This is a genomic window from Alcanivorax sp. (assembly GCF_014762765.1).
Lineage (GTDB): Bacteria > Pseudomonadota > Gammaproteobacteria > Pseudomonadales > Alcanivoracaceae > Alcanivorax.
The window spans coordinates 1-5,819 of record NZ_JABURH010000062.1; the positions used below are offsets into that span (position 1 = coordinate 1).

Sequence of the window (5,819 nt, forward strand, 5' to 3'; positions counted from 1 at the left end):
CCTCGGTAGTAAAACCCATCTGCTCGAAGCTGCGCACCAGCACATCCGGGTCGAATACCCGCATCACCATCTTCTCCCCGAAGGCGGTGGGCAGGGTGGAGATACGCAGCTCGATCTCATCCCCCTCCGGCGACTTGGTCTTCAAACGGCCATCCTGGGGTTTACGCTTTTCCGCCACATTCAGGCGGCTGAGGATTTTCAACCGGCTGGTCACCGCCGCCATGATGGCCGCCGGCAGTTCATAGACATCGTGCAGCACGCCATCGATGCGGAAGCGCATCTTGCCGGTTTCCCGGCGCGGCTCCAGGTGGATATCGCTGGCCCGCTGGGAAAACGCATACTGCAGAATCCAGTCCACGATATTGACGATGTGCTGGTCGTCCGCGTCGTGATGCCCCTTGCCCACTTCCAGCAACTGCTCGAAGTTGGTAATGCCGGACATTTCCTGCCCGGTGTTGCCGGAGGCCCCGGCGATGGAGCGACTCAGGTTGTAGAACTCAACCCGGTAACGGCGCAGCTGCTCCGGATTGGCCAGCACCACCTCCAGCTCCCGATCGCGCAACACCTGCTTGAGGTGGGTCTGCCAGTCACGCACAAAGGGCTGATCGCAGGCCACCACCACCTTGTCACGCAGCACTTCCACCGCCACGATGCCGTGGCGCTCGGCAAAGGCGTAGCTCATCACGTTGGTAACCTGATCCACATGCACCTTGAGTGGGTCAATATGGCAGACAGGAATACCCGCCTTTTCTCCCAGCCAGTGAGTAAGGAAGTCCACATCCAGCAGCTGGTGAGTATTGGTCTGATCGGTAAGCCGATACTTGGCCAACACCTGGATCGGGTGCCAGTTCAGTTCCTTCTTTTCCCGCGGCGTAGTGGAAATGACATTGAAGTCCTCCTGACTGACGCGCCCCTCTTCCAGCAACTCGCGCATCAGCCAGCGCACATCAATCAGCAGACCATCCAGTTTGGCGGGGTTGGCGGTAGCGTTCACTCAAGACTCTCCGGTTTCACTAACGGGCCGTAATGCGGCCTCATTATTTTGTCCTAGTACTGTAACCCTATCATTGAACCCCTGACAGCCCCGGCGGCTTTGACTATACTCGCGACCAGTTTCATGACATGTCTGTGACAGACGCACGGCCGTGCCATGACCCGAGCCCTCTCCCTGCTGGGCGACCGCCCGGGAAAGTGGGACACTGATTCCACCTGAAGCCCCTGCTTCAGGTTTTACTCTGACTCTGGATCCGAGGCGCCTATGTCCTTTGGAAGCTCCATTGCCGGCCTGTTTGGCCGCTCACCGATCAAGCCCCTACAGCAACATTACGACACCGTTCACGATTGTGCCCGCACCCTGGCGGATTTCTTCGCCGCCGTTACCGAAGGGGACTGGGACAAGGCGCGCTCTGCCCGCAAACGTATCGCCGAACTGGAAAACCAGGCCGACGAACTGAAAAAAGAGTTCCGCCTGAACCTGCCCAAAAGCCTGTTTCTGCCCATGCCCCGTACCGATCTGCTCGATCTGATCAGCGTGCAGGACAAGGTGGCCAACAAGGCCAAGGACATCTCCGGGCTGATGCTGGGCCGGCAGATGAGCATCCCGCCGGTGCTGGCCGATGTGATGCGCGACTATGTGCAGGGTGCCATCGACACCTCCGCCCAGGCCCAGAAAGCCATTAACGAGCTCGACGAGCTGATCGAGACCGGCTTCAGCGGCCGTGAAATCCAGATCGTGGAAGAGCTCATCGAAGAGCTGGACCGGCTGGAACGCAATAACGACGAGCAGCAAATCACCATCCGCTCCACCCTGTTCAAGCTGGAAAGCGAACTGCCCCCGGTGGATGTCATTTTTCTCTACAAGATCATCGAATGGGTAGGCGATCTCGCTGATCGCGCCCAGAAAGTGGGCGGCCGCCTGCAGATGTTGGTCGCACGCTAGGAGTTATCTTATGGAGTGGATGATTGAACACAGCTACCTGATGCTGTTGCTGGCCGGCGCCTTCGGTTTTTTGATGGCCTGGGGCGTGGGTGCCAACGACGTAGCCAACGCCATGGGCACATCAGTGGGCTCCGGCGCCCTGACGGTCAAGCAAGCCGTGATGATTGCCATCGTCTTTGAGTTCTGTGGTGCCTATCTGGCCGGTGGCGAAGTGACCGCCACGGTACGTAAAGGCATCGTCGACGCGGGCGTCTTTACTGAATTCCCTCACTATCTGGTCTACGGGATGATGTCCGCCCTGCTGGCCGCCGGCATCTGGCTGATCGTCGCCTCCTGGTTCGGCTGGCCGGTGTCCACCACCCACTCCATCGTCGGCGCCATTGTCGGCTTTGCCGCCGTGGGCGTGGGCATGGATGCGGTCAACTGGGGCAAGGTGGGCAACATCGTCGCCAGCTGGGTGACCTCGCCATTACTGGCCGGGTTTATTTCCTTTGCACTGATCAAGAGCGTGCAAAAGCTGGTGCTCAACCAGGATGACCCCTTCCAGCGGGCCAAGCGTGTAGTGCCCTTCTACATGTTCCTGGTGGGCTTCGCGATCACCGCCGTGACCCTGCTCAAGGGGCTCAAGCATATCGGCCTGGAAATCAGCTTCGCTGCCAGCCTGGGCTGGGCTGCCGTGGGCGGCCTGGTCATCGCCCTGATCGGCGCCGTGATTCTCAGCCGTATCCAGCCCAATCCGGAAGCCGACAAGGATTTCCGCTTTCACTCCGTGGAGCGCATCTTTGCCGTGCTGATGATCTTCACCGCCTGCGCCATGGCCTTCGCCCACGGCTCCAACGACGTGGCCAACGCGGTGGGCCCGCTGGCCGCCATCAACAGCGTGATCGCCAGCGGCGGCCAGATCGGCGAAGAAGCCGCCATGCCCAGCTGGATCCTGCTGGTGGGCGCCATGGGTATCGTGTTCGGTCTCGCCATTCTCGGCGCCCGGGTGATGGCCACGGTGGGCAAGAACATCACCGAGCTGACCCCCAGCCGCGGCTTCGCCGCCGAGCTGGGCGCTGCCGGCACGGTGATCCTGGCCTCCGGCACCGGCCTGCCCATCTCCACCACCCACACCCTGGTGGGGGCGATCCTGGGTGTCGGCATGGCCCGCGGCATTGGCTCCCTGAACCTGCGGGTGGTCAGCACCATCTTTACCTCCTGGGTGGTGACCCTGCCGGCCGGGGCCCTGCTGTCCATTCTGTTCTTCTACTTCTTCAAGGGCCTGTTCGGGGCGTAATGCTCCTCCGACTCCTGACGCAAATAACGCCGCCCCTCAAGGGCGGCGTTTTTGTTTCTGTTGAGCCACCGACATCTGGCATCAAGCGTGATCCGCTGGCTATACTGGCCTGTCAGCCACCAACCGCCGAGACATGCCGTGCCCAGCACCACCCCCGACAATCAGGTCCACTGGTTCCGCAATTCATCCCCGTACATTAACGCCCATCGGGGGCGCACCTTTGTGGTCATGCTTTCCGGCGAACTACTGGACGGCCCACGCCTGCCTACCCTGATCCACGATCTGGCCCTGCTCAACAGCCTGGGCATCAAGCTGGTACTGGTCCACGGCGCCCGCCCGCAGATCAGCGCGCGGTTGGCGGAATCCGGCATCGAATCCACCTTTGAACAGCACATGCGTATCACCGACAGCGCGGCGCTCAATGGCGTCATGGCGGCTGTCGGCGCCCTGCGCCTGAAACTGGAAGGGCTGTTTTCCATGGGGCTGGCCAACTCCCCCATGTACAACGCCGGCATCCGTCTGATCAGCGGCAACTTCGTCATCGCCAAACCGGTGGGCGTGCGCAACGGCTTCGACTACCAGCACACCGGCGAAGTACGGCGCATCGAAGTGGATGCCATCCGCCAGCAACTGAACAATAGCAATGTAGTGCTGTTGTCACCGCTGGGCTGCTCGCCCACCGGCGAACTGTTCAACGTGAACGCGGAAGAAGTGGCCTCCACCGCCGCCATCGCCTTGGGCGCCGACAAACTCATCCTGATGGGTGACGACCTGCGCCTGGCCGACCCGGAAGGCAACCTGGTCCGCGAACTCAGCCCCCAGCAGGCCGGCAAATTGCTTGCGGGCGACCAGTACGAAGACAACGGCGTGGATCGACAGCTCACCGCCGCCTGCCACGCTGCCAGTAACGGCGTCGGCCGCGCCCACCTGATTGATGCCAACGACGACGGCGCCCTGCTCAAGGAACTGTTCACCCGCGACGGCTGCGGCACCCTGGTCACCCGGGAAACCTACGAGACCCTGCGCGGCGCCCGCATCGACGACGTGGGCGGCATCCTGGAACTGATCGAACCCCTGGAAGCGGACGGCACCCTGGTACGCCGCTCCCGGGAACTGCTGGAAAACGAAATCCAGCGCTTCGCCATCATCGAGCGCGACGGCATGGTCATCGCCTGCGCCGCCCTGTATCCCTTCCCGGACGACAAGACCGGCGAACTGGCCTGCGTGGCCGTCCACCCCGGCTACCGCAAGGGCGAACGGGGGGCACAGCTACTGGCGTACGTGGAACGGCGAGCCAAAGAACAAGGGCTCACCAGCCTGTTCGTGCTCACCACCCTGACCGCCCACTGGTTTCAGCAGCAGGGATTTGAACTGGCTGGCGTGGAAGCGCTGCCGGGGGCCCGGAAGTCGCTGTATAACTGGCAGCGGAACTCGAAGGTGTTTGTGAAGGGGCTTTGAAGTTATCGACGGTTTTCTAACGCCGCCAACAGCGGCCGAGCGTAGCGAGGTCCAGCGCACGTAGTGCGCGATGCTGCTTGGCCTTGTTAAATGCTCTACTCACCAAATGCCTCGCTCGTATTGCCAAAGGCATACTCATGCAGGTAGGTATCTTCATCGGTGGTTAATAGTTTTCCCTGGAAATCATCAAATGAGATTCGTGGGTTATACGACTTACCATCCACTTTGATTTCACCTTGATCATGAAGCATGGACAAATTGAAGGCGAAATCACCGACAATATCCTTGGCCTGCTCGCCCACGATACCCTTCTCCTTGAGAGTATCTCTTAAGATGATAATCATCTGATACTGCCACTCTGCGGCAATATCATAGTAATCTTCAGTGATTTCTAACTTCATTGTCGAATCCTTGATGACATTTAACAGTTTATTCAATTGCAGATGCGATATAACACTTTGCTGTATATCCCTTATCAACGCCCATTCAATAACCACACTAAGCCAATAACAAATCAGGAACTTACCCTACAGCCGGGAATCACTCTCAACAGACTTTTCTTGCACTTGCGTGTTGAACGGGAAATTTTGTTCGGACTTTTCTTGCAGCCCCAAAAATGAAAATTCACTCTATCTCAGCCACTTACAAAAATATGTAAGCCATATCCTACATATTCAGCTGGCGCGCTGGTGAAAAACGGCTTTGCGGCACTTTCGATATTTCCATGACATGGCCCCGTCTTCCCGAAACGGCTGGTTCGCCTCTCGCACTGAGCTCCACGCCTCACTCCACAGCCTGTCGCTATCGAAAACACATTCGTCCCCAAGGACCACAGCATTGTTCATGGCATTGCCACCATAACCGCCGGATTCGCGCCTCACCGTGCGAAGCGAAGGAACACCGGCAAGGCGGCCCCAAAGGGGTGAGCAGAGCGAATAACCGGCGCTCCTACAGCCTGTCTCGAAGGCCGACAATCCCTACAGCCCGGCCCCTCTGTGGGTTACAATGTTCGGCTATGTCCCGCTAGTTACCATTACGAGGTTCCCATGCCGCAGTATCGCTCCCGTACCACCACCCATGGCCGTAACATGGCCGGCGCCCGTGCCCTGTGGCGCGCCACGGGCATGAAGGACGGGGACTTCG

The 5,819-nt window shown here is 59.6% G+C and carries 5 protein-coding genes; 3 read left to right on the forward strand and 2 right to left on the reverse strand.

The genetic code is table 11. The annotated features are described in order from the left end of the window. Positions 1-934 (reverse strand): ATPase, T2SS/T4P/T4SS family (locus HUJ17_RS02245; protein WP_290509168.1); only part of this gene is annotated, 934 nt, incomplete at its 3' end. Positions 935-1,258: 324 nt separating this feature from the next. On the opposite strand from HUJ17_RS02245, the gene HUJ17_RS02250 reads away from it, so the two are divergent. From HUJ17_RS02250 to argA, 3 genes are all read left to right on the forward strand, one after another. Then, entirely contained in the window at positions 1,259-1,939 is a 681-nt protein-coding gene (locus HUJ17_RS02250; RefSeq protein ID WP_290509164.1) for a TIGR00153 family protein, read from the forward strand. Positions 1,940-1,949: 10 nt separating this feature from the next. Continuing rightward, a complete protein-coding gene (locus HUJ17_RS02255) occupies positions 1,950-3,218 on the forward strand; it encodes an inorganic phosphate transporter (RefSeq protein WP_290509165.1) in 1,269 nt (422 codons plus the stop codon). A 138-nt stretch (positions 3,219-3,356) separates the two neighbouring features. Further along, the gene (argA, locus tag HUJ17_RS02260) at positions 3,357-4,676 is read left to right on the forward strand and encodes an amino-acid N-acetyltransferase (RefSeq protein WP_290509166.1); all 1,320 of its coding nucleotides are present in this window, start codon (positions 3,357-3,359) and stop codon (positions 4,674-4,676) included. A gap of 95 nt (positions 4,677-4,771) precedes the next feature. On the opposite strand, the gene HUJ17_RS02265 is transcribed toward argA, so the two are convergent. After that, positions 4,772-5,077 carry a hypothetical protein gene (locus tag HUJ17_RS02265; RefSeq protein WP_290509167.1) on the reverse strand — a complete coding sequence of 102 codons (306 nt, stop codon included), beginning with the start codon at positions 5,075-5,077 and terminating at the stop codon, positions 4,772-4,774. Between the last annotated feature and the right edge of the window lie 742 nt (positions 5,078-5,819).

Excerpts from the sequence above, each read along its gene's own strand:
- HUJ17_RS02265 (WP_290509167.1), bottom strand. The coding sequence starts at position 5,077 with ATGAAGTTAGAAATCACTGAAGATTACTATGATATTGCCGCAGAGTGG.
- HUJ17_RS02250 (WP_290509164.1), top strand. The coding sequence starts at position 1,259 with ATGTCCTTTGGAAGCTCCATTGCCGGCCTGTTTGGCCGCTCACCGATC.
- HUJ17_RS02255 (WP_290509165.1), top strand. The coding sequence starts at position 1,950 with ATGGAGTGGATGATTGAACACAGCTACCTGATGCTGTTGCTGGCCGGC.